Consider the following 20,921-nt stretch of genomic DNA (forward strand, 5'->3'; position numbering starts at 1 on the left):
CGTCCGTCAGGGTGCGGGAGCCGGACGCGCGGTTCGGGGGACGCGCGGTTCAGTTGACGGGGCCGGTGTACTTCTCGCCGGGGCCCTGGCCGATCGCGTCGGGGATGGCCGACGCTTCCCGGAAGGCGAGTTGCAGCGATCGCAGGCCGTCGCGGAGCGCCCGGGCGTGCTGGTCGCCGATCTCGGGTGCGCTGGCGGTCACGAGTCCGGCGAGGGAGGTGATGAGCTTGCGGGCCTCGTCGAGGTCGGTCTGTCGCTGCGGATCGTCGGCCAGGCCGACCTTCACCGCGGCAGCGCTCATCAGGTGGACGCAGACGGTGTTGATGACCTCGACCGCGTTGACGTCGGCGATGTCACGTGCGGCGTCGTCACCGAAGTGCAGATCGTCCTCGAACCGCGCCGTCGCGGGGGAGGTGTCGGGCGACGTGGCCGGTGCCGGATCGCCGAAGCGGGCGTCGGGAATGGGTGCGTCGTCGGGGGAGTGGCTCACGAACTGATCCTCTGCTAAACTCGTCCAGGCTCGGAGCGTCTGCTCCGTGCGAAAGTGGAGATTCTCCCACCCGCGCTTGACCGTTAGACAAGGTTACCGGGTTGTTGGCACCCCGTTCGATCAGCACCACCGTTCCACCTCGGTCCTCGTCAGAGGTCTCGGGCAGACGGCGACCGAGCAGCCAGGGTGCGGTGTGATGTGTCGTCAGACGGTGCGCGCACAAAACTCCTCTTTCTCTGGTGAGGCCGTCCGGCCCCGCCAGATGCAGAAATGACGACAGAGGAGTTCCGCATCAGCGATCCCCGTACGAACGACCGTATCCGCGTCCCCGAGGTCCGCCTCGTCGGGCCCGCAGGTGAGCAGATCGGCGTCGTTCCCATCGCCATGGCCCTGCGTCTCGCCGCAGAGGCCGAGCTCGACCTGGTCGAGGTGGCCCCCAACTCGAAGCCTCCCGTGGCCAAGATCATGGATCACGGAAAGTTCAAGTACGAGGCTGCGCAGAAGGCGAAAGAAGCCCGTCGCAACCAGGCGAACACGATCCTCAAAGAGGTCCGTTTCCGCCTGAAGATCGACAAGCACGACTACGAGACGAAGCGCAAGCGCGCCGAGGGCTTCCTCCAGGGCGGCGACAAGGTCAAGGCCATGATCCTGTTCCGTGGTCGCGAGCAGTCGCGTCCCGACCAGGGTGTCCGCCTGCTCCAGCGCTTCGCCGAAGACGTCTCCGAGTGGGGCAGCGTCGAGTCGACGCCCACCATCGACGGCCGCAACATGGTGATGGTCATCGGCCCGCACAAGAACAAGTCCGAGGCCAAGGCCGAGGCAGAAGCTCGCAAGGCAGCCAACAAGCCGCCGAAGCACCCGACGTCCGACGAGGTCCCGGCCGATGCACCGGCCGAGCGACCGACAGAAGAAAGTAAGTAAGACATGCCCAAGCAGAAGACCCACTCCGGCGCCAAGAAGCGCTTCAAGGTCACCGGTTCCGGCAAGATCATGAAGCAGCAGGCTGGCATGCGCCACAACCTCGAGGTGAAGAGCGCCAAGCGCAAGGCTCGCCTGAACCAGGACCAGGTGCTCGCTCCCGCCGACGCCAAGGTCGCCAAGAAGCTTCTCGGTCACTGACCGCTGACACGAACGTAGAGGAACAAGAAAATGGCAAGAGTCAAGAGAGCGGTCAACGCCGCCAAGAAGCGTCGCGTCATCCTCGAGCGTGCCGAGGGTTACCGCGGTCAGCGTTCGCGCCTGTACCGCAAGGCCAAAGAGCAGGTCACGCACTCGCTCGTCTACTCGTACCGTGACCGTCGTGCGCGCAAGGGCGAGTTCCGTCGTCTGTGGATCCAGCGCATCAACGCCGCGTCGCGTGCGAACGGCCTGACCTACAACCGCCTCATCCAGGGTCTGTCCCTGGCCGGCGTCGAGGTCGACCGTCGCATCCTGGCCGAGCTGGCCGTCAACGAGCCCGCCACGTTCGCGTCGCTCGTCGCCACCGCGAAGGCCGCGCTGCCCGCCGACACCTCGGCCCCCAAGGTCGCCGCGTAGTCGCACCCGCACCACCCTCGAGGCCCGACGGCCCGACACCCACCCCGGTGTCGCCGTCGGGTCTCGTGCGTCCGCGGCAGGCGGTGGTCCTCGTGCGGCATCATGGACGGGTGCCCCACGACTCCCTGCTCGACAATCCCCGTTCACCCCGAGTCCGGGCGGTGGCCAAGCTCTCGAAGCGCGACGCTCGCACCGAGACCCGCACGTTCCTGCTCGAAGGGCCGCAGTCGGTCGGTGAGGCCCTGGCCTTCCGGCCCGAGCTGATCGTCGAACTCTTCGGCACCCCGACGGCTCTCGAGCGTTACCCCGAGGTGGCGGTCGCCGCCGGGGCGGAGGGCATCGACGTCCAGTTCGTCACCGAGCCGGTGCTCGAGGCCATGGCCGACACGGTCACGCCACAGGGCATCGTCGCCGTCTGTCGGCAGTTCCCCACATCGGTCAAGGACGTCTTCGCCGCCGAGCCGAAGCTCGTCGTGATCCTCGAGGAAGTCCGCGACCCCGGCAACGCGGGCACCATCATCCGGGCCGCGGACGCCGCGGGTGCCGACGCCGTCATCATGACCGGTCGCAGCGTCGACCTCTACAACCCCAAGGTCGTCCGGTCCACGACGGGTTCGCTGTTCCACGTGCCGGTCGCCGTGGGCGTCGAGTTGCCGGCGATCGTCGACCGGTGTCGTGAGGTCGGCCTCCAGGTGCTCGCCGCCGACGTCAAGGGGGACGACCTGCTCGCCGCCCGCACCGAGGGCGTGCTCGCCGAGCCGACCGCCTGGCTCTTCGGCAACGAGGCCCGAGGTCTCACCGACGCCGACCTCGCGCGTGCCGACCGCGCCCTGGTCGTGCCCATCTACGGTCACGCCGAATCGATGAACCTCGCGACGGCGGCCTCGGTGTGCCTCTACGAGAGCGCCTTCGCCCACCGCAGCTAGCGCCTCCTCGTCCCGCAGGAGGCGCGGGTCGGGCCGTGCGCTCTCGTCGCGGTGGGACGCGTCGTTTCGTTTTCATTAAGAATCCACTGTGAATTTGACCCCGACCTGGGGGTCTGTTTGTGTGGGCGCATGGAACCCCTCGTCGTGGTCGACCACGTCAACAAGCACTTCGGTGACCTCCACGTCCTGAAGGACATCACCACGACGGTGGGCAAGGGTGAGGTGGTCGTCGTGATCGGCCCGAGCGGTTCGGGCAAGTCGACCCTCTGCCGGGCGATCAACCGCCTCGAGACCATCGACGACGGCGTCATCACGATCGACGGCACGCGTCTGCCCGAAGAAGGTGCGGCTCTCGCCCGCCTGCGCGCCGACGTCGGCATGGTGTTCCAGAGCTTCAACCTCTTCTCGCACAAGACCATCCTCGAGAACGTCATGCTGGGCCAGCTCAAGGTGCGGAAGCGCACCAAGGCCGAAGCGCGTGAGCGGGCGATGCAGTTGCTCGAGCGGGTCGGCGTCGCGAACCAGGCCGACAAGATGCCGTCCCAGCTCTCGGGCGGGCAGCAGCAGCGTGTCGCGATCGCCCGGGCACTGGCGATGGACCCCAAGGTGATGCTCCTGGACGAGCCCACCAGCGCACTCGACCCCGAGATGATCACCGAGGTGCTCGACGTCATGGTGCAGCTCGCGAAGGACGGCATGACGATGATCGTCGTCACCCACGAGATGGGGTTCGCGCGCAAGGCCGCCGATCGCGTCGTCTTCATGGCCGACGGTCAGATCGTCGAAGAGGCGACGCCCGAGAAGTTCTTCACCGACCCCCAGTCGACCCGCGCCCAGGACTTCCTCGCGAAGATCCTCACGCACTGAGCGGGCGCGGCCGAGTCCGCGACCCGTTCCCCGGCACCCGAACAGCCGGCCCACGACACCCGATCGCCGCCCGGCGTCCGGGTCACCCAGCAAGGAGATCAGAATGCGACTCAGCAAGGGATTCGTCGCCGTAGCCGCAGCAGCCGCCGTGGTCCTCGGCCTCTCGGCCTGCACCGACTCGTCGGCCCCGGCCGTCGACGTCGAGACGCCGGCCGACTTCGCCGAAGGCAGCACCATGGCCCGCCTCGCCGACGCCGGTGAGATCACCATCGGCACCAAGTTCGACCAGCCGCTGTTCGGCCTGGCCAACCCCGACGGCGTGCCCGAGGGCTTCGACGCCGAGATCGGCAAGCTCGTCGCCGCGAAGCTCGGCATCGAAGCCGACAAGATCACGTGGGTCGAGACCGTCTCGGCCAACCGCGAGCCGTTCATCCAGAACGGCCAGGTCGACCTCGTCATCGCGACCTACACGATCAACGACGATCGCAAGAAGGTCGTCTCGTTCGCCGGCCCGTACTACACGGCCGGTCAAGACCTGCTGGTGCTCGACGGCAACCCCGAGGGGATCGAGTCCGCCGACGACCTGGCCGGCAAGAAGGTCTGCACCGTCAGCGGCTCGACCAGCGAGAAGAACGTGGCCGAGTACACCACCGACATCCTCGCCACCGACACGTACTCGAACTGCCTCGAGCCCCTCCGCACCGGTGCGGTGTCGGCCGTGACGACCGACAACGTCATCCTGGCCGGCCTCGCCGACCAGAACGAGGGCGAGTTCGAGGTCGTGGGGGAGACCTTCACCGAGGAGCCCTACGGCATCGGTCTGGCCCTCGACGACACCGACTTCCGCATGTTCGTCAACGACACGCTCCAGGACGCCGAGGACGACGGCACCTGGGACGAGCTGTGGGAGAAGACCGCGGGCAAGGTGCTCGACACCCCGACGCCCCCCACGATCGACCGCTACTGACACCGCGCGGGCACCCGGGGCGACCAGCCCCCGGGTGCCCGCGTCCTGCCCCGACCGAAGGACCCTGTTGAACCCCTTGGACGTCATCCCCGGCTTCGACGCCGTGACCGACAACTGGCCCCGCTTCTGGGACGGCTTCGTCACGACGCTCCAGCTGCTCGTTCTGTCGGGCCTCGGGGCCCTCGTGATCGGTTTCTTCGTCGCGGCTCTGCGCATCTCGCCCGTGGCGTCCTTCCGCACGTTCGCGACGGTCTACACCGAGGCGCTGCGCAACATCCCGCTCACGCTCGTGCTCTTCTTCTGCGCCTTCGTCCTGCCGTACCTCGGAGTCGACTTCGGCACGTACTTCCCGTTGGCCGTCATCGGCTTGACCGCGTACACCTCGCCGTTCGTCGCGGAGGCCATCCGGTCGGGCATCAACGGCGTCCCCGTCGGGCAGGCCGAGGCGGCCCGCAGCATCGGCCTCGGCTTCGGCCAGACGCTCGGCCACGTGATCCTCCCGCAGGCCATGCGCATGGTCGTGCCCCCGCTGATCAACGTCTTCATCGCCCTCACCAAGAACACCTCGGTGGCCGGCGGTTTCTTCGTGGCCGAACTCTTCGCCGCGGGGCGCTACATCGCGAACGATCGTGGTGACGCCGTCATCACGACGCTGCTCGCCGTGGCGTTCTTCTACCTGCTCGTCACCATCACGCTCGGCCGTCTCGCCGCCGTGGTCGAGAAGAAGGTCGCAGTCCTCCGATGAGCACCTCCGTCCTCTACGACGCCCCGGGGCCGAGGGCCCGCCGCACCTCGCGGATCATCTCGGTGGTCGGCGTCGTGCTCGTCCTGGCCCTGGTCGCCTACCTCGTCTACCTCCTCGGCCGCCCCCGCATCAGCGCGAACGGTGCCGAGAGTCCCGGCGTGCTCGACGCGTCGCGGTGGGACATCCTCGGTGACCTCGCGCTCTGGCGGGCGATCGGTCGGGGCTGGTTGGCGACCATCCAGGCCGCGGCCGTCGCGTCGGTCCTCGCGGTGGTCATCGGCGTCCTCTTCTCGTTCCTCCGGACGGCGCGGTCCGCCTGGGTGCGCGTTCCCACGACGGTGCTGCTCGAGTTCTTCCGCGGCATGCCCGTCCTGCTGATGATGCTGTTCATCCTGTTGGTCTTCTCGACCGGCGCCTTCTGGGCCGTGGTCGCGGCGCTGGCGGTCTACAACGGGGCGCTCATCGGCGAGGCGCTGCGCGCGGGCATCGCCTCGCTGCCGAGGGGACAACGCGAGGCCGGCCTCGCGATCGGGCTCACCCCGATCCGTACGCGCTTCGCCATCGAGTTCCCGCAGGCCTTCCGTCAGATGCTGCCGATCATCCTGGCCCAGCTCGTCGTCCTGTTGAAGGACACCTCGCTCGGCTACATCGTCGGCTACGTCGAACTGACCCGGAGCGGTCTCACGCGTCTGGGCACCTATTACGGCAGCACGTACACGTTCACCCTCTTCGCGGTCGTCCTCGTCGTCTACCTCGCCACGAACCTCCTGCTCTCGTGGGTCGTCCGCGTCGTCGACCGACGGACGGGGCGGCGCGCGGTCGTCGCCAAGCGGCCGGGCACGCCGAAGGACCCGGGCATGTTCGGACGCGGGGGCCGCTACGAGTCCGACCACGTGTCGGGCCGCGCGACCTGACCCGGTCCGTCCACCCGATCCCAGCCCGCGCCTCCTCGTCCGTCACGACCAGGAGGCGCGGGTCGCCTCCCAACGATCGCTAAGCTTGGTTCTCGTGTCAGACTCCGTCCCCCTCTCCGAAGACGCCGTCGCGTCGGCGGTCGACGCCGCCCTCGCGGCGATCGCCACGGCGGCCACCGTCGCCGAGCTCAAGACCGCCCGTGCCCAGCACGTCGGCGAGGCCTCGGTGCTGGCCCGCCTGAACGCCGGTCTGCGCGATCTGCCGAACGACCAGAAGGCGGCGGCGGGCAAGCTCGTCGGTCAGGCCCGGGGCCGGGTCGGTCAGGCCGTCGCCACGCGCGAGGCCGAACTGGCCGTGATCGAGGAGTCCGCGCGGCTCGAGGCCGAGGCCGTCGACGTCACGGCTCTGCCGTCGCGCCGTCGCGCCGGGGCCCGCCATCCCCTGACCTTGCTGCAAGAGCGCATGGCCGACCTGTTCGTCGGCATGGGGTGGGAGGTCAACGAGGGCCCCGAACTCGAGCACGAGTGGTTCAACTTCGACGCCCTGAACTTCGACGCCGACCACCCGGCCCGGGCCATGCAGGACACGTTCTTCGTCGACCCCGTCGACCGTCACCTGGTGTTGCGCACGCATACGTCGCCGGTGCAGATCCGCACGCTCCTCTCGAAAGAGCTGCCGGTCTACAACGTCGCGCTGGGCCGGGTGTTCCGCACCGACGAGCTCGATGCGACGCACACGCCCGTCTTCACCCAGCTCGAGGGCATCGCCGTCGACGAGGGCCTCACCATGGCGCACCTGCGCGGAACCCTCGAGCACCTCGCCCGCTCGATGTTCGGCGCCGAGGCGCAGATCCGGCTGCGCCCCAACTACTTCCCCTTCACCGAGCCCAGCGCCGAGATGGACGTCTGGCAGCCGAACGCCAAGGGCGGCGCACGGTGGGTCGAGTGGGGCGGTTGCGGGATGGTCAACCCGAACGTGCTGCGGGCGGCCGGCATCGACCCCGAGCGCTACCAGGGTTTCGCCTTCGGCATGGGCATCGAGCGCACCCTCCAGTTCCGCAACGACCTCAACGACATGCGCGACATGGTCGAGGGTGACGTCAGGTTCAGCGAGCAGTTCGGGATGGTGGTCTGATGCGGGTTCCGCTGAGTTGGCTCGGTGAGTTCGTCGAGCTGCCGGGCGACGTGTCGCTCGAGAGCGTCCACGCCGCCCTCGTGTCGGTCGGGTTCGAAGAAGAAGACGTCCACGTCGGCGACGTGACCGGGCCCCTCGTGGTCGGTCAGGTGCTCGAGTTCACGCCCGAGCCGCAGAAGAACGGCAAGACGATCAACTGGTGCCAGGTCGCCGTGGGCCCGAACGCCTCGACCGAGCCCGATGACGTCCGCGGCATCGTCTGCGGTGCCCACAACTTCGTCGTCGGCGACAAGGTCGTCGTGTCGTTGCCCGGTGCGGTGCTGCCCGGGCCGTTCCCGATCGCCGCCCGCAAGACCTACGGGCACGTCTCCGACGGCATGATCGCCTCGTCCCGCGAGCTCGGCCTCGGCGACGAGCACGACGGCATCCTCGTCCTCTCGTCGCTCGGCCTCGATCCCGAGGTCGGCACGGACGCGATCGAGCTGCTCGGCCTCGACGAGGCCGCGGTCGAGATCAACGTGACGCCCGACCGGGGCTACGCCTTCAGCATCCGGGGGGTGGCCCGCGAGTACTCGCACGCCACCGGGGCGACCTTCCGCGACCCCGCGTCGCTCGTCTCTCCGACCCCGTCGTCCGGCTTCCCGGTCGTCGTGGACGACCAGGCCCCCGTGCGCGACCGGGTCGGCGTGCAGACCTTCACCACCAAGGTGGTCCGCGGCATCGACGCGACCCGTCCGACCCCTCCGTGGCTCGCGTCGCGCTTGCGACTGGCGGGGGTCCGCAGCATCTCGCTGCCGGTCGACGTCACGAACTACGTCATGTTCGAGCTCGGCCAGCCGATCCACGGCTACGACCTCGACAAGGTCAGTGGTGGCCTCTCGGTCCGCCGGGCCGCACCGGGCGAGCGCCTCGAGACCCTCGACGGCCAGGTGCGCGACCTGCACGCCGAGGACCTCGTGATCGCCGACGAGTCGGGTGCCGTCGGCCTGGCCGGCGTCATGGGCGGCGCCTCGACCGAGATCGGCGCCAGCACGACCGACGTCCTCGTCGAGGCCGCGACCTTCGACCCCACGTCGATCGCCCGTACCGCCCGCCGCCACAAGCTGCCGAGCGAGGCGTCCAAGCGCTTCGAGCGCGGTGTCGACCCGCAGGTGGCCGAGGCAGCCGCCCAGCGCGTGGTCGACCTGCTCGTCGAGCTCGCCGGCGGCACGTCCGACGCGCTCGGGTCACGGTGGGACGCCTCCACCCCTCCTGACACGATCACCCTGCCGGTCGATCGAGCCGCCCGCCTCATGGGCGTCGACTACACGGACGACGAGGTCTCCGGTGCCCTCACGGCCATCGGGGCGAGCGTCGAGCGAGCTGGTGACGACTGGCTCGTGACCCCGCCGACCTGGCGCAGCGACCTGGTCGACTCCGCGTCGCTCGTCGAAGAAGTCGCTCGCATCACGGGTTACGACCGCATCCCCTCCGTCCTGCCCGTCGCCCCGGCCGGTCGTGGGTTGTCGCGCGAGCAGCAGCTGCGTCGGCAGGTGTCGAACGGGCTCGCCGCGGCCGGCTCGACCGAGGTCGCCGCGTACCCGTTCGTCTCCTCGGCCCAGAACCTCGCCTTCGGCTCGGCCGACGGCACCGGGCTGCCCGCCGTCCGACTCGCCAACCCCCTCGACTCGGCAGCGCCCGAACTCCGTCGGTCACTGGTGCCGGGGCTGCTCGAGGTCGCCCGTCGCAACCTCGGTCGCGGTCTCGTCGACCTCTCGGTGTTCGAGGTGGGCACGGTCTTCCTGCCGGACGAGGGCGTCGTCTACGGCAGCGACGAGGTCCCCTTCGGGGCCGCCCGCCCCGACGACGCCACGCTGGGCGCCCTTGCCGACGCCCTGCCGCTCCAGCCGCGACACCTCGGCCTCCTGACGGTCGGCACGGTCGTCGATCGCGCCCCCGGGCAATCCGCCGTCCCGGCGTCCCTCGCCGACGTGCTCGACGCCGTGCGCGTCGCGGCGTCGGCCGTGGCCGCCGAGGTCACCTTCCGACAGGCCCGGCACGTCTCGCTGCACCCGGGCCGCACGGCCGAGGTGCTCGTCGGCGACGAGGTCGTGGGCATCGCGGGCGAGCTGCTGCCCAGCGTGGCAGCGGAGCTCGACCTGCCCCGGGTGGTCGCCGTGGCCGAGCTCGACCTCGACCGCCTCATCGCCCTCGCCGTCGCCGAGCCGGTCACCTCGGCCCTCTCGTCCTACCCCGCGGCGACCCAAGACCTCTCCCTCGTGGTGGGCGTCGACGTCCCCGCGGGCGACGTGCTCACGACCGTGCGCGAGGGGGCGGGCCCCCTGCTCGAGACGGTCCGGCTGGTCGACGACTACCGAGGTGCCGGGTTGCCCGACGCGACCAAGTCGCTCACCTTCGCCCTGCGCTTCCGGGCCGGAGACCGCACCCTCACCGCCGCCGAGGCCTCCGAGGCCAAGTCCGGCTCCGTCCGTCTGGCCGGCGAGCGATTCGGGGCGGCGCTCCGCGACTGACACTCGCCCGGCGCCGCCGCCCCTGATCCCAGGCCGAATTCGAACATTAGGGTGGACGCATGCCTTTCTCCGTTGCCGTGGCCGGCGCGAGTGGTTACGCCGGTGGTGAGCTCCTGCGCTTGCTGGCCGAGCATCCCGACTTCGAGGTGCAGACCGTCACCGCGTTCCAGAACGCCGGTCAGCCACTCCTCGCGGTCCAGCCGCACCTGCGCTCGTTGGCGCACCTGACCCTGGTCGACACGACGCCCGAAGCCCTCTCGGGGCACGACGTCGTGTTCCTCGCCCTGCCCCACGGCAAGTCGGGGGCGATCACCGCCCAGTTGCCCGACGACACGCTCGTCGTCGACTGTGGTGCCGACCACCGGTTGACCGACGAGTCCGCCTGGCAGGCGTTCTACGGTGGCGAGTTCTACGGAGCCTGGTCGTACGGTCTACCCGAACTCGTCCTCGGTGACGCCCCGGGTCGCCAGCGCGACGTCCTGGTCGGGGCCAAGCGCATCGCGGTGCCCGGCTGCAACGTCACCGCGGTGACCCTGGGGTTGGCCCCCGGCGTCCAGGCGGGCGTCGTCGAGACCGCCGACATCGTGACCGTGCTGGCCGTCGGTCCGTCCGGGGCGGGCAAGGCGCTCAAGACCCACCTGTTGGCCAGCGAGTTGATGGGGTCGGCGTCGGCCTACGGGGTGGGCGGCAGCCACCGGCACATCCCCGAGATCCAGCAGAACCTCCGGGTGGCCGGCGCGACGGAGGTGAACGTCTCGTTCACCCCGGTGCTCGTGCCGATGGCGCGGGGCATCCTCGCCACGACGACGGCGCGTCTCGCCCCGGGCGTCACCGCCCACGACGTGCGATCCGCCTGGCAGCAGGCCTACGCGAACGAGCCCTTCGTGCACCTGCTGCCGGACGGCGAGTTCCCGCGCACGGCCGACACGATCGGTGCCAACACCGCCCTGATCGGACTCGCCGTCGACGAGGCCGCCGACCGCGTGGTCGTGGTCACCGCCCTCGACAACCTCGTGAAGGGCACGGCCGGTGCCGCCGTCCAGTCCGCCAACATCGCGCTCGGCCTGGCCGAGACCACCGGCCTCGGCCAGAACGGAGTCGCCCCGTGAGCGTCACCGCAGCAGCCGGTTTCGAGGCCTCCGGCGTCGTCGCCGGCCTCAAGAGTTCGGGCGCGCCGGACGTCGCCCTGGTCGTCAACCGAGGTCGCAGCACGGCCGCAGCGGCCGTCTTCACCAGCAACAGGGCCAAGGCGAACCCCGTCCTGTGGTCCCAGCAGGTCGTCGCCGACGGTCGCGTCGACGCCGTCGTCCTCAATTCCGGAGGCGCGAACTGCTTCACGGGAGCCTTCGGCTTCCAGACGACGCACTCCACGGCCGAGACCGTGGCCGGCGCCCTCGGCCTGTCGGCGACGGACGTCCTCGTCTGCTCGACGGGCCTCATCGGCGTCGGCGACCAGACCTTCCGCGACAAGGTGCTGAGCGGCTCCACGGCCGCGGCCGACGCCCTGTCGGTCGACGGCGGCCTCGATGCCGCCACGGCGATCATGACGACCGACACCAAGCCCAAGCAGGCCGTCGTCTCGGGTGACGGCTGGGTCGTCGGCGGAATGGCCAAGGGTGCGGGCATGCTCGCCCCCGGACTCGCCACGATGCTCGTGGTGCTCACGACGGACGCCGACGTCGACGCGTCCGGTCTCGATTCCGCACTCCGCGAGGCGACCCGGGTCACCTTCGACCGTCTCGACTCGGACGGCTGCATGTCGACGAACGACACCGTCGTGTTGTTGGCCAGCGCCGAGTCCGGTGTCGCGCCTCCTGCCGGCGACTTCGCGGCGGCGGTCACGGCGCTCTGTGCCGACCTCGCCGAGCAGTTGCAGGCCGACGCCGAGGGTGCCTCGCACGACATCCGCATCGAGATCGTGGGGGCGGCATCCGACGACGACGCCGTCGAGGTGGGCCGTTCGATCGCTCGCAACAACCTCTTCAAGGCAGCCGTCTTCGGCAACGACCCCAACTGGGGCCGCGTGCTCGCCGCCATCGGCACCACGTCGGCCGAGTTCGACCCGTACGACGTCGACGTGACCATCAACGGCGTCCGCGTCTGCCACGCCGGGGCACCCGATCGGCCGAGCGACGACGTCGACCTGACGCCCCGGGCGGTCCACGTGCTCGTCGACCTGAAGACGGGGCCGGTCGAGGCGACCATCCTGACGAACGATCTCACGCACGACTACGTGCACGAGAACAGCGCGTACTCCAGCTGATGGGCGTCCACACGAGCACCGGTGCGACGGCGGCCGACGAGCAGGAGCTCGCGGCGGTCAAGGCCTCGACCCTGATCGAGTCCCTGCCCTGGCTGAAGCGCTTCTCTGGCAAGGTCGTCGTCGTGAAGTTCGGCGGCAACGCCATGGTCGACGACGCCCTCAAGCAGGCGTTCGCCGAGGACATGGTCTACCTGCGCTACGCCGGGTTGCACCCGGTGGTCGTCCACGGCGGGGGGCCACAGATCTCGGCCGCCCTCGACGCCGCCGGCATCGAGAGCGAGTTCCGGGGCGGCTACCGCTACACGTCGACCGAGGCGATCTCGGTCGTGCGCGACGTCCTGGCCGGCGAGGTCAACCGCGAGATCGTCGACCTGATCAACGAGCACGGCGACCTGGCCCGCGGTGTCTCCGGCGAGGGCTCGACCTTGTTCGAGGGTCGCAAGCGCGGTGTCGTGGTCGACGGCGAGACCTTCGACCTGGGACACGTGGGCGACGTGACACACGTCGACCCGTCGTCGGTGCTGGCCGAGATCGAGGCGGGGCGCATCCCCGTGGTGTCGTCGATCGCGACGAACACGATCGATCCCGAGCACGCCCTCAACGTCAACGCCGATGCGGCGGCGGGTGCCCTGGCCATCGCCCTCGGTGCGGCCAAGCTCGTCGTCCTGACCGACGTCGCCGGGCTCTACGCCGACTGGCCGAACCGCGACTCGCTCGTCGAGGCCATCACGGTGTCGGCCCTCACCGACATGCTCCCGACCCTCGAGTCGGGCATGATCCCCAAGATGCGCGCCTGCCTCGACTCGGTCGTCGGTGGCGTCGGAGGAGCGACCATCATCGACGGTCGCATCCCGCACTCGATCCTCCTCGAGGTGTTCACCCAACGCGGGTCGGGCACCGAGGTGGTTCCCGACGACCGGGCGGCGTCGACCGGCGCCCCCGTCGTCACCTCGTTCGGCACCCCCGCCGGCGAGATCGTCACCACCAGGGGCACCGCCCCGGGTGGCCCTGCCGCCAGCGGCACCGACACGAAAGGACAGTCGTGACCATGATCCAGACCCAAGGCGGTACCTGGCAGCGCCGATTCGGCGACTCGATGATGCGTTCGCTGTCCACTCCGAAGGTGATGCTCGACCGCGGCGAGGGCTGCCAGGTCTGGGACGTCGACGGCAAGCGTTACCTCGACTTCCTGGCGGGCATCGCCGTGAACGCCCTCGGACACGCCCACCCGGTGCTCGTCGAGGCGCTCACCGAGCAGGCGAGCAAGCTGATCCACGTCTCCAACTACTTCGCGACGGCTCCGCAGGTCGAGCTCGCCGAACGGCTGACCCGCATCAGCGGTGCCGGCGAGCGTGGGCGCGTCTACTTCGGCAACAGCGGAGCCGAGGCCAACGAGGCCGCGGTCAAACTGGCCCGCCTCAACCGCGGTGACGGCTCGCGCACGCGCATCCTCGCCCTGCAGAACTCGTTCCACGGGCGCACCATGGGCTCGCTCGCGCTGACCGGCAAGCCGGCGCTGCGCGAACCGTTCGAGCCGATGATGCCCGGGGTCGAGCACATCGACACGACCGTCGAGGCACTCGAGGCGGCCCTCGACGGTACGGTGGCAGCCCTGTTCGTCGAGCCGATCAAGGGCGAGGCCGGCGTCGTCGACCTGCCCGAGGGCTACCTCGAGCGTGCCCGCGAACTCACCACGAAGCACGGTGCCCTGCTGATCCTCGACGAGATCCAGACCGGCATCGGCCGGACCGGCTCGTGGTTCGCCTTCCAGCAGCACGACATCGTCCCCGACGCCATCACCGTCGCCAAGGGCATCGCCGGGGGAGTCCCCATCGGCGCGCTCATCACCTTCGGCGACACGTCCGACCTGTTCGAGGCCGGTCAGCACGGCAGCACCTTCGGCGGCAACCCGCTCGCCACCGCCGCGGCCAACGCCGTGCTCGGCGAGATCGAGTCGAGCCAGCTCGTGCTCAACGCGATCGTCCGGGGCGACCAGCTCCGCGCGGCCGTCGAGTCGATCGGTTCGCCGCTCGTCCGCGAGATCCGCGGCAACGGCCTCCTGATCGGCCTGGGGCTGGCGCAGCCCGTCGCGGCGCAGGTCGCCGCCGACGCCCTCGAGGCCGGCCTCATCGTCAACGCCCCCAACGACTCGAGCATCCGTCTCGCGCCTCCCCTGATCGTCGGTGACGACGAGATCGCCGAGTTCACCCAGATCATGACCACCGTCCTGAAAGGCCTCGAATGACCCGCCACTTCCTCCGGGACGACGACCTGACCACCGCCGAGCAGCTCGAGGTGCTCGATCTCGCCGACGAACTCAAGCGCGACCGTTGGTCCCAGCGCCCGCTGGCCGGTCCGCAGACCGTCGCCGTGATCTTCGACAAGTCGTCGACCCGTACCCGGGTCTCCTTCGCGGTCGGCATCGCCGACCTCGGCGGCAGCCCGCTGATCATCGCCACCGCGAACAGCCAGCTCGGCGGCAAGGAGACCCCGTCCGACACGGCGCGCGTGCTCGAGCGCATGGTGTCCGCCATCGTCTGGCGCACCTACGCGCAGTCCGGCCTCGAAGAGATGGCGGCGGGGACGACCGTGCCCGTCGTCAACGCGTTGAGCGACGACTTCCACCCGTGTCAGCTGCTCGCCGACCTGCAGACCATCCGCGAGAAGAAGGGCACGCTCGCCGGCCTCTCGGTGGCCTTCGTCGGTGACGGGCGCTGCAACATGGGCCAGTCGTACCTGCTGGCCTGCGCGACCGCGGGCATGCACGTCCGCATCGGTGCCCCCGAGGGCTTCCTGCCCGACCCGACCGTCGTGGCCGACGCCGAGGCGATCGCCGCGCGGACGGGCGGCTCCGTGCTCGTCACGACCGACGCGGCCGAGGCCGTCGCCGGGGTCGACGTCGTCGTGACCGACACCTGGGTCTCGATGGGCAAGGAGGACGAGAAAGACGAACGGGTCGCCGTCTTCGGATCGTTCAAGGTCGACCAGGCCTTGATGGCCCAGGCCGACGCCGACGCGATCTTCCTGCACTGTCTCCCCGCCGACCGCGGGTACGAGGTCACGGCCGACGTCATCGACGGCCCGACCAGCGTCATCTGGGACGAGGCCGAGAACCGGCTGCACGCCCAGAAGGCGCTGCTCACCTGGCTGTTGGCCCGCTGAGCACCCCCACCACCTCACACACACGTAGCCACACCCACACCACTCAAGGAGAACCATGGCGGAACGCGTCGTCCTCGCATACTCAGGAGGCCTCGACACCTCGGTCGGCATCGGCTGGTTGGCCGATGCCACCGGAAAAGAGGTGGTCGCCCTCGCCGTCGACGTCGGACAGGGCGGAGAGGACATGGAAGACATCCGACAGCGTGCCCTCGACTGCGGTGCGGTCGAATCGGTCGTCGTCGACGCCAAAGAAGAGTTCGGCACCGACTACCTGATGCCGGCCCTCAAGGCAAACGCGCTGTACCAGAAGACCTACCCGCTGGTGTCCGCCCTCAGCCGTCCGCTGATCGCCCGCCACCTGGCGTCGGTCGCGAAGGAACTGGGTGCGAACAGCGTGGCCCACGGGTGCACCGGCAAGGGCAACGACCAGGTCCGCTTCGAGGCGGCCGTCGCGGCCCTCGCCCCCGACCTGACGAGCATCGCCCCGGTCCGTGACCTGGCCCTCACCCGCGACAAGGCGATCGTCTACGCGGAAGAGCACGCCCTTCCCATCCGCCAGAGCGCCAAGAACCCCTACTCGATCGACAAGAACGTCTGGGGCCGCGCGGTCGAGACCGGGTTCCTCGAGGACCCCTGGAACGCTCCCATCGAGGACCTGTACGAGTACACGCAAGACCCGGCCGTCGTCCAGGACGCCGACGAGGTCGTCATCACCTTCGAGGCCGGAGTCCCGACGGCGATCGACGGCGTGGCGTTCACCCCGCTGGGCATCGTCGAGCGCATGAACGAGCTCGCAGGCAAGCACGGCGTCGGCCGCATCGACGTCGTCGAGGACCGGCTCGTCGGCATCAAGAGCCGCGAGGTCTACGAGGCCCCCGGCGCGATGGCGCTGATCGCCGCGCACGAGGCGTTGGAGGCCCTGACCATCGAGCGCGACCTCGGCCGGTACAAGCGTGGCGTCGAGGCCGAGTGGTCCAACCTCGTCTACGACGGCCTGTGGTTCTCGGGTCTCAAGCGGTCGCTCGACGTCTTCATCGACGACACGCAGAAGTACGTGTCGGGCGAGATCCGTCTCAAGCTGCAGGGCGGGCGCGCGGTCGTCACCGGTCAGAAGAGCGACGCGAGCCTCTACGACTTCGACCTCGCGACCTACGACACGGGAGACACCTTCGACCAGTCCCTGTCGAAGGGCTTCATCGAGATCTGGTCGCTGCCCAGCAAGATCTCGGCTCGTCGCGACCTGGCCCACGGGGCGTGACCGACGCGAGCGGGCTCGGCGAAGGGTCGGGCAAGAACGAGCGAGCAGGCGAGGCGGGCGCCCTCTGGGGCGGCCGCTTCGCCTCCGGGCCGTCCGCCGAGCTCGCCGCGCTCAGCAAGTCCACGCAGTTCGACTGGCAGCTGGCCTCGTACGACATCGCCGGGTCGCGGGCACACGCCAGGGCGCTGGCAGCGGCGGGATACCTCGTCGCGTCCGAGCTCGACGCCATGCTGTCGGCACTCGACCGGCTCGAGTCGGACGTGCTCGACGGCACGTTCACCGCGGCCGAGACCGACGAGGACGTGCACTCCGCCCTGGAGCGGGGCCTCATCGGCATCGCCGGCGCCGAGCTCGGCGGCAAGCTCCGGGCGGGGCGTAGCCGCAACGACCAGATCGCGACGCTGGTGCGCTTGTACCTGCGCGACCACGCCCGCGTCATCGGCCGGCAGGTCGTCGACCTGGTCGACGCGATCGCCGGTCAGGCGACGGCCCACCCGTCGGCCGTGATGCCCGGCCGGACGCACCTCCAGCACGCCCAGCCGGTGCTGTTGGCGCACCACCTCCTCGCCCACGCCTGGCCTCTGGTCCGCGACCTCGAGCGCCTGCGCGACTGGTCGCGTCGGGCCGGTGCCTCGCCGTACGGAGCGGGTGCCCTCGCGGGTAGCTCGCTGGGGCTCGACCCGCTCCTCGTGGCGACCGATCTGGGCTTCGACCGCACGACCGAGAACTCGATCGACGCGACGGCCAGTCGTGACGTCGTGTCGGAGTTCGCGTTCGTCACGGCGTCCATCGGCATCGACCTCTCGCGGCTGGCCGAAGAGATCATCCTCTGGAACACCCGCGAATTCGGTTTCGTCCGTCTGCACGACGCGTTCTCGACCGGGTCGAGCATCATGCCGCAGAAGAAGAACCCCGACATCGCCGAGCTCGCGCGCGGCAAGTCGGGGCGGCTCATCGGCAACCTGACGGGTCTGCTCGCGACGCTCAAAGGGCTGCCGTTGGCCTACAACCGAGATCTCCAGGAAGACAAAGAGCCGGTGTTCGACTCGGTCGGCCAGCTCGAGGTGCTGCTCCCGGCGTTCACGGGCATGGTGGCGACCCTCGATTTCGACGAGGTCCGCATGGCCGAGCTCGCACCGCAGGGATTCTCACTCGCGACCGACGTCGCCGAGTGGCTCGTCCGTCAGGGGGTCACGTTCCGCGACGCACACGAGATCAGCGGCGAGCTGGTGCGGTTCTGTGAACAGCACGACCTCGAGCTGCACGAGCCCACCGACGAGCAGTACCGGTCCGTCTCGGCGCATCTCACGCCCGAGATCCGCCCCGTCCTGACGGTCGAGGGCTCGATCGCCAGCCGTCGAGGGGCCGGCGGCACGGCTCCCGAGCGGGTCGCCGAGCAGCTCGCGCAGCTGACCGAGCAGATGCGCCGCCTGGTCCGGTCCCTCGCCCCGGCGGCAGCGTGACCCGTCGACGACCGGACGCTCGCGACGACCGGCCGGTCCGTGCCTGGGTCGTCCCCGTCGTCGTCGCGATCGCCGTGGCGGTGCTCGTCGCCGTCGCGGTGATCGCGGTCGCCAGTGGTCAGCGCTTCTTCTGAACGAGACGATCGCGGTGAGCACGGGGGAGCAGTGACGACGACACCCGACGACGACGTTCTCGCGGCACTGCTGGCCGAACCGGCGCTGGCCGTCGCGCCGCGTCTCCTGGGCTCGGTCTTCTGGTCGGGCGGCGTCGGCATCCGCCTGACCGAGGTCGAGGCGTACCACGGCCAGGGGCAGGACCCCGGCTCGCATGCGCACCGGGGCCGGTCGGCGCGCAACAACAGCATGTTCGAACGCGGCGGAACGCTCTACGTGTACCTGTCCTACGGCATCCACCGCTGCGTCAACATCGTGTGCGGGCCCGAGGGCTTCGCGTCCGGTGTCCTGTTGCGTTCGGGCGAAGTGGTGGCCGGCGTCGACGAGGTCCGGGCGCGCCGGACGACGTCGCGGACGTCGGCCGACCTCGCCAGAGGTCCCGGCCGTCTCGGCTCCGCACTCGGCATGGAGCTCGGCGACGACGGTTCACGCCTCGTCGCCGACACCCCCGGTCAGGAGGCGCGGTTCCGCCTTCGCCTCTTGTCCGCACCGGTCGGCCCGATCGCCGCCGGCCCGCGTGTCGGTGTGTCGGGTCACGCCGGTGGCGACGCGTTCCCGTGGCGGTTCTCGCTCCAGGGTGATCCCTCGGTCTCCCCGTACCGCGCCGCCGTCTCGCGCCGACGCGGTGGGGCGTGAAGACGGTGGCGGAGGCCGCTGGTACCGTTTCCGACGTGACCAGTGAAACGACTGCAGACGTCCTGGCCGCCCAGAGCAACGACCCCTCGTTCGACGACGTGTGGGACGAGATGCAGTGGCGCGGCCTGGTGCACGTGTCGACCGATGCCGACGCCCTCAAGACCCTTCTCGCCGGTCCGCCGATCACGTACTACTGCGGTTTCGACCCGACGGCCCCCAGCCTCCACCTCGGCAACCTCGTGCAGTTGCTCACCATGCGCCGCCTGCAGCTCGCCGGTCACCGGCCCCTGGGACTCGTGGGCGGGTCCACCGGCCTCATCGGCGATCCGCGCCCCACCGCCGAGCGGGTGCTCAAGACGCCCGAGCAGACGGCCGAGTGGGTCGACCGCATCCGCGTCCACGTCGAGAAGTTCCTCTCGCCCGACGGTGACAACGGTCTCCGAGTGGTGAACAACCTCGACTGGACGTCTCCGCTCAGCGCCATCGAGTTCCTGCGCGACATCGGCAAGAACTTCCGCGTCAACACCATGCTCAAGAAAGACGCCGTGGCCGCGCGTCTCAACTCCGACGCCGGTATCAGCTACACCGAGTTCAGCTACCAGATCCTCCAGGGCCTCGACTTCCGCGAGCTCTACCGCAGCTACGACTGCGTCCTGCAGACCGGCGGCAGCGACCAGTGGGGCAACCTCACCAGTGGCACCGAACTCATCCGCCGCACCGAAGGCGTCTCGGTCCACGCGATCGGCACGCCGCTGATCACCAACACCGACGGCACCAAGTTCGGCAAGAGCGAGGGCAACGCGGTCTGGCTCGACGCCGAGTTGACCAGCCCGTACGCGATGTACCAGTTCTGGCTCAACACCGACGACGCCGACGTCGTCCCTCGGCTCAAGGTCTTCACGTTCCTCTCGCGTTCCGAGATCGAGCGGCTCGAGAGCGCCGTCGCCGACGAACCATTCCGTCGGGAGGCGCAGCGAGCGTTGGCCTGGAACGTCACGTCCCTGGTCCACGGCACCTCGGCCACGCAGTCGGCCATCGACGCAGCCGCCGCCCTCTTCGGGCAAGGAGACCTCGCGGTCCTCGACCCGCGGACTCTCGCCAGTGCCATCGCCGAGTTGCCGGCGGCCGAGGCCGATGCGTCGACCACGATCGCTCAGGCGTTGGTCGACACCGGACTCGTCGTGTCGTTGGGTGCCGCCCGCCGGGCGACGGCGGAGGGTGGCGTCTACGTGAACAACACCCGGGTCGAGAACGGTGATGCTCTGGTCGCCGACTCGAGCCTCGACGGGGGAGTCGTCGTGCTCCGACGCGGTAAGAAGACGCTGGCCGGCGTCACCGTCAAGGTCTGACCCCGAATCGACCTCCGGACGACGGAAGCCCGTTCCCTCGTCGAGGGGGCGGGCTTGACGTCATCCCACGGCAGGGGACGCACGCGTTTGGCCGTACTTTCAGGGATTCAGTCACGCGACACGCCCGGGATGCCTCGACATTTGGAGGTGCGACCGGTGAGCTGTGTAAAGTAATCCGAGTCAGCCCAAAGGTGCGGCGGAACGGCTAGGACAGCGACCAGCAATGGTTTTGCTCCGGAGTTCCCCGGCCTCAAGTGGTGACATCCTCCCCGAAGCCAAGCCGTTTACGGCTTGCGATTCGTGTGGTAGGGTTTCAAATCCATCCTCTGGTCAAAGCCAGGTGCTGGTCCTCACCGCGTGGGGGCTGGAAATCGAGTCGTTCCGACTTGGTCCATCAGGATGGTACGGTTCCACAGCAGCTTCGAGCGAAGGTCTTTCCGGCCGGGCCTCGAGTGCGTTTGGTCCTTGAGAACTCAACAGCGTGCACATTGTCAAATGCCAAATTATACCCTGGCATTGCTTGTGG

Annotated in this window: 21 protein-coding genes; 20 read left to right on the plus strand and 1 reads right to left on the minus strand. The window is 69.5% G+C overall.

The features are described from left to right. Nucleotides 1-49 precede the first annotated feature (49 nt). A complete protein-coding gene (locus tag IFT36_RS04325; protein ID WP_043596743.1) occupies nucleotides 50-382 on the minus strand; it encodes a DUF1844 domain-containing protein in 333 nt (110 codons plus the stop codon). A gap of 378 nt (nucleotides 383-760) precedes the next feature. Between IFT36_RS04325 and infC the strand changes: the two genes are divergently transcribed. From infC to tyrS, 20 genes are all read left to right on the plus strand, one after another. After that, nucleotides 761-1,411 carry a translation initiation factor IF-3 gene (gene infC / locus IFT36_RS04330; RefSeq protein WP_082060163.1) on the plus strand — a complete coding sequence of 217 codons (651 nt, stop codon included), beginning with the start codon at nucleotides 761-763 and terminating at the stop codon, nucleotides 1,409-1,411. 3 nt (nucleotides 1,412-1,414) lie between these two features. Then, nucleotides 1,415-1,609, plus strand: a complete 195-nt coding sequence (gene rpmI / locus IFT36_RS04335) for a 50S ribosomal protein L35 (protein ID WP_043596704.1) — start codon at nucleotides 1,415-1,417, stop codon at nucleotides 1,607-1,609. 30 nt (nucleotides 1,610-1,639) lie between these two features. Beyond that, nucleotides 1,640-2,026, plus strand: a complete 387-nt coding sequence (rplT, locus tag IFT36_RS04340; protein WP_043596706.1) for a 50S ribosomal protein L20 — start codon at nucleotides 1,640-1,642, stop codon at nucleotides 2,024-2,026. A 125-nt stretch (nucleotides 2,027-2,151) separates the two neighbouring features. Further along, nucleotides 2,152-2,952 (plus strand): TrmH family RNA methyltransferase, encoded by an 801-nt coding sequence (locus IFT36_RS04345; RefSeq protein WP_173154702.1) that lies wholly within the window; start codon nucleotides 2,152-2,154, stop codon nucleotides 2,950-2,952. Between the two features lie 129 nt (nucleotides 2,953-3,081). After that, nucleotides 3,082-3,819, plus strand: coding sequence for an amino acid ABC transporter ATP-binding protein (locus tag IFT36_RS04350; RefSeq protein ID WP_043596708.1), 738 nt, complete (start codon nucleotides 3,082-3,084; stop codon nucleotides 3,817-3,819). 103 nt (nucleotides 3,820-3,922) lie between these two features. Continuing rightward, nucleotides 3,923-4,786: a glutamate ABC transporter substrate-binding protein gene (locus IFT36_RS04355; RefSeq protein ID WP_056048049.1), complete on the plus strand. Its 864-nt coding sequence runs from the start codon at nucleotides 3,923-3,925 to the stop codon at nucleotides 4,784-4,786. A 76-nt stretch (nucleotides 4,787-4,862) separates the two neighbouring features. Further along, nucleotides 4,863-5,531: an amino acid ABC transporter permease gene (locus IFT36_RS04360; RefSeq protein ID WP_043596711.1), complete on the plus strand. Its 669-nt coding sequence runs from the start codon at nucleotides 4,863-4,865 to the stop codon at nucleotides 5,529-5,531. Next, nucleotides 5,528-6,445 carry an amino acid ABC transporter permease gene (locus IFT36_RS04365; protein ID WP_082452458.1) on the plus strand — a complete coding sequence of 306 codons (918 nt, stop codon included), beginning with the start codon at nucleotides 5,528-5,530 and terminating at the stop codon, nucleotides 6,443-6,445. The genes IFT36_RS04360 and IFT36_RS04365 overlap by 4 nt, the downstream gene beginning before the upstream one ends. A gap of 94 nt (nucleotides 6,446-6,539) precedes the next feature. Continuing rightward, nucleotides 6,540-7,580, plus strand: coding sequence for a phenylalanine--tRNA ligase subunit alpha (gene pheS, locus IFT36_RS04370; RefSeq protein ID WP_056048045.1), 1,041 nt, complete (start codon nucleotides 6,540-6,542; stop codon nucleotides 7,578-7,580). Further along, complete coding sequence (gene pheT / locus IFT36_RS04375) at nucleotides 7,580-10,090, plus strand: phenylalanine--tRNA ligase subunit beta (protein ID WP_200412504.1); 2,511 nt, start codon at nucleotides 7,580-7,582, stop codon at nucleotides 10,088-10,090. Before pheS ends, pheT begins: the two co-directional genes overlap by 1 nt. A 59-nt stretch (nucleotides 10,091-10,149) precedes the next feature. After that, nucleotides 10,150-11,199, plus strand: a complete 1,050-nt coding sequence (argC, locus tag IFT36_RS04380; RefSeq protein ID WP_200412505.1) for an N-acetyl-gamma-glutamyl-phosphate reductase — start codon at nucleotides 10,150-10,152, stop codon at nucleotides 11,197-11,199. Next, on the plus strand, nucleotides 11,196-12,353 hold the full coding sequence (argJ, locus tag IFT36_RS04385) for a bifunctional glutamate N-acetyltransferase/amino-acid acetyltransferase ArgJ (protein WP_056048035.1): 1,158 nt from the start codon (nucleotides 11,196-11,198) through the stop codon (nucleotides 12,351-12,353). Before argC ends, argJ begins: the two co-directional genes overlap by 4 nt. Beyond that, a complete protein-coding gene (argB, locus tag IFT36_RS04390; RefSeq protein WP_200412506.1) occupies nucleotides 12,353-13,399 on the plus strand; it encodes an acetylglutamate kinase in 1,047 nt (348 codons plus the stop codon). The genes argJ and argB overlap by 1 nt, the downstream gene beginning before the upstream one ends. A 2-nt stretch (nucleotides 13,400-13,401) precedes the next feature. Beyond that, nucleotides 13,402-14,598, plus strand: coding sequence for an acetylornithine transaminase (locus IFT36_RS04395; protein ID WP_123571770.1), 1,197 nt, complete (start codon nucleotides 13,402-13,404; stop codon nucleotides 14,596-14,598). Then, nucleotides 14,595-15,515, plus strand: a complete 921-nt coding sequence (gene argF, locus IFT36_RS04400; RefSeq protein WP_056048029.1) for an ornithine carbamoyltransferase — start codon at nucleotides 14,595-14,597, stop codon at nucleotides 15,513-15,515. Before IFT36_RS04395 ends, argF begins: the two co-directional genes overlap by 4 nt. A gap of 55 nt (nucleotides 15,516-15,570) precedes the next feature. Beyond that, nucleotides 15,571-16,773: an argininosuccinate synthase gene (locus IFT36_RS04405; RefSeq protein ID WP_200412507.1), complete on the plus strand. Its 1,203-nt coding sequence runs from the start codon at nucleotides 15,571-15,573 to the stop codon at nucleotides 16,771-16,773. Next, the gene (argH, locus tag IFT36_RS04410; protein ID WP_200412508.1) at nucleotides 16,770-18,236 is read left to right on the plus strand and encodes an argininosuccinate lyase; all 1,467 of its coding nucleotides are present in this window, start codon (nucleotides 16,770-16,772) and stop codon (nucleotides 18,234-18,236) included. Before IFT36_RS04405 ends, argH begins: the two co-directional genes overlap by 4 nt. Further along, the gene (locus tag IFT36_RS04415; RefSeq protein ID WP_200412509.1) at nucleotides 18,233-18,370 is read left to right on the plus strand and encodes a hypothetical protein; all 138 of its coding nucleotides are present in this window, start codon (nucleotides 18,233-18,235) and stop codon (nucleotides 18,368-18,370) included. Before argH ends, IFT36_RS04415 begins: the two co-directional genes overlap by 4 nt. Nucleotides 18,371-18,401: 31 nt before the next feature. After that, on the plus strand, nucleotides 18,402-19,046 hold the full coding sequence (locus IFT36_RS04420; RefSeq protein WP_200412510.1) for a DNA-3-methyladenine glycosylase: 645 nt from the start codon (nucleotides 18,402-18,404) through the stop codon (nucleotides 19,044-19,046). A 110-nt stretch (nucleotides 19,047-19,156) separates the two neighbouring features. Beyond that, on the plus strand, nucleotides 19,157-20,395 hold the full coding sequence (tyrS, locus tag IFT36_RS04425) for a tyrosine--tRNA ligase (protein WP_200412512.1): 1,239 nt from the start codon (nucleotides 19,157-19,159) through the stop codon (nucleotides 20,393-20,395). Nucleotides 20,396-20,921: the final 526 nt, after the last annotated feature.

It is taken from the genome of Frigoribacterium sp. CFBP 13605 (assembly GCF_014839405.1).
Lineage (GTDB): Bacteria > Actinomycetota > Actinomycetes > Actinomycetales > Microbacteriaceae > Frigoribacterium.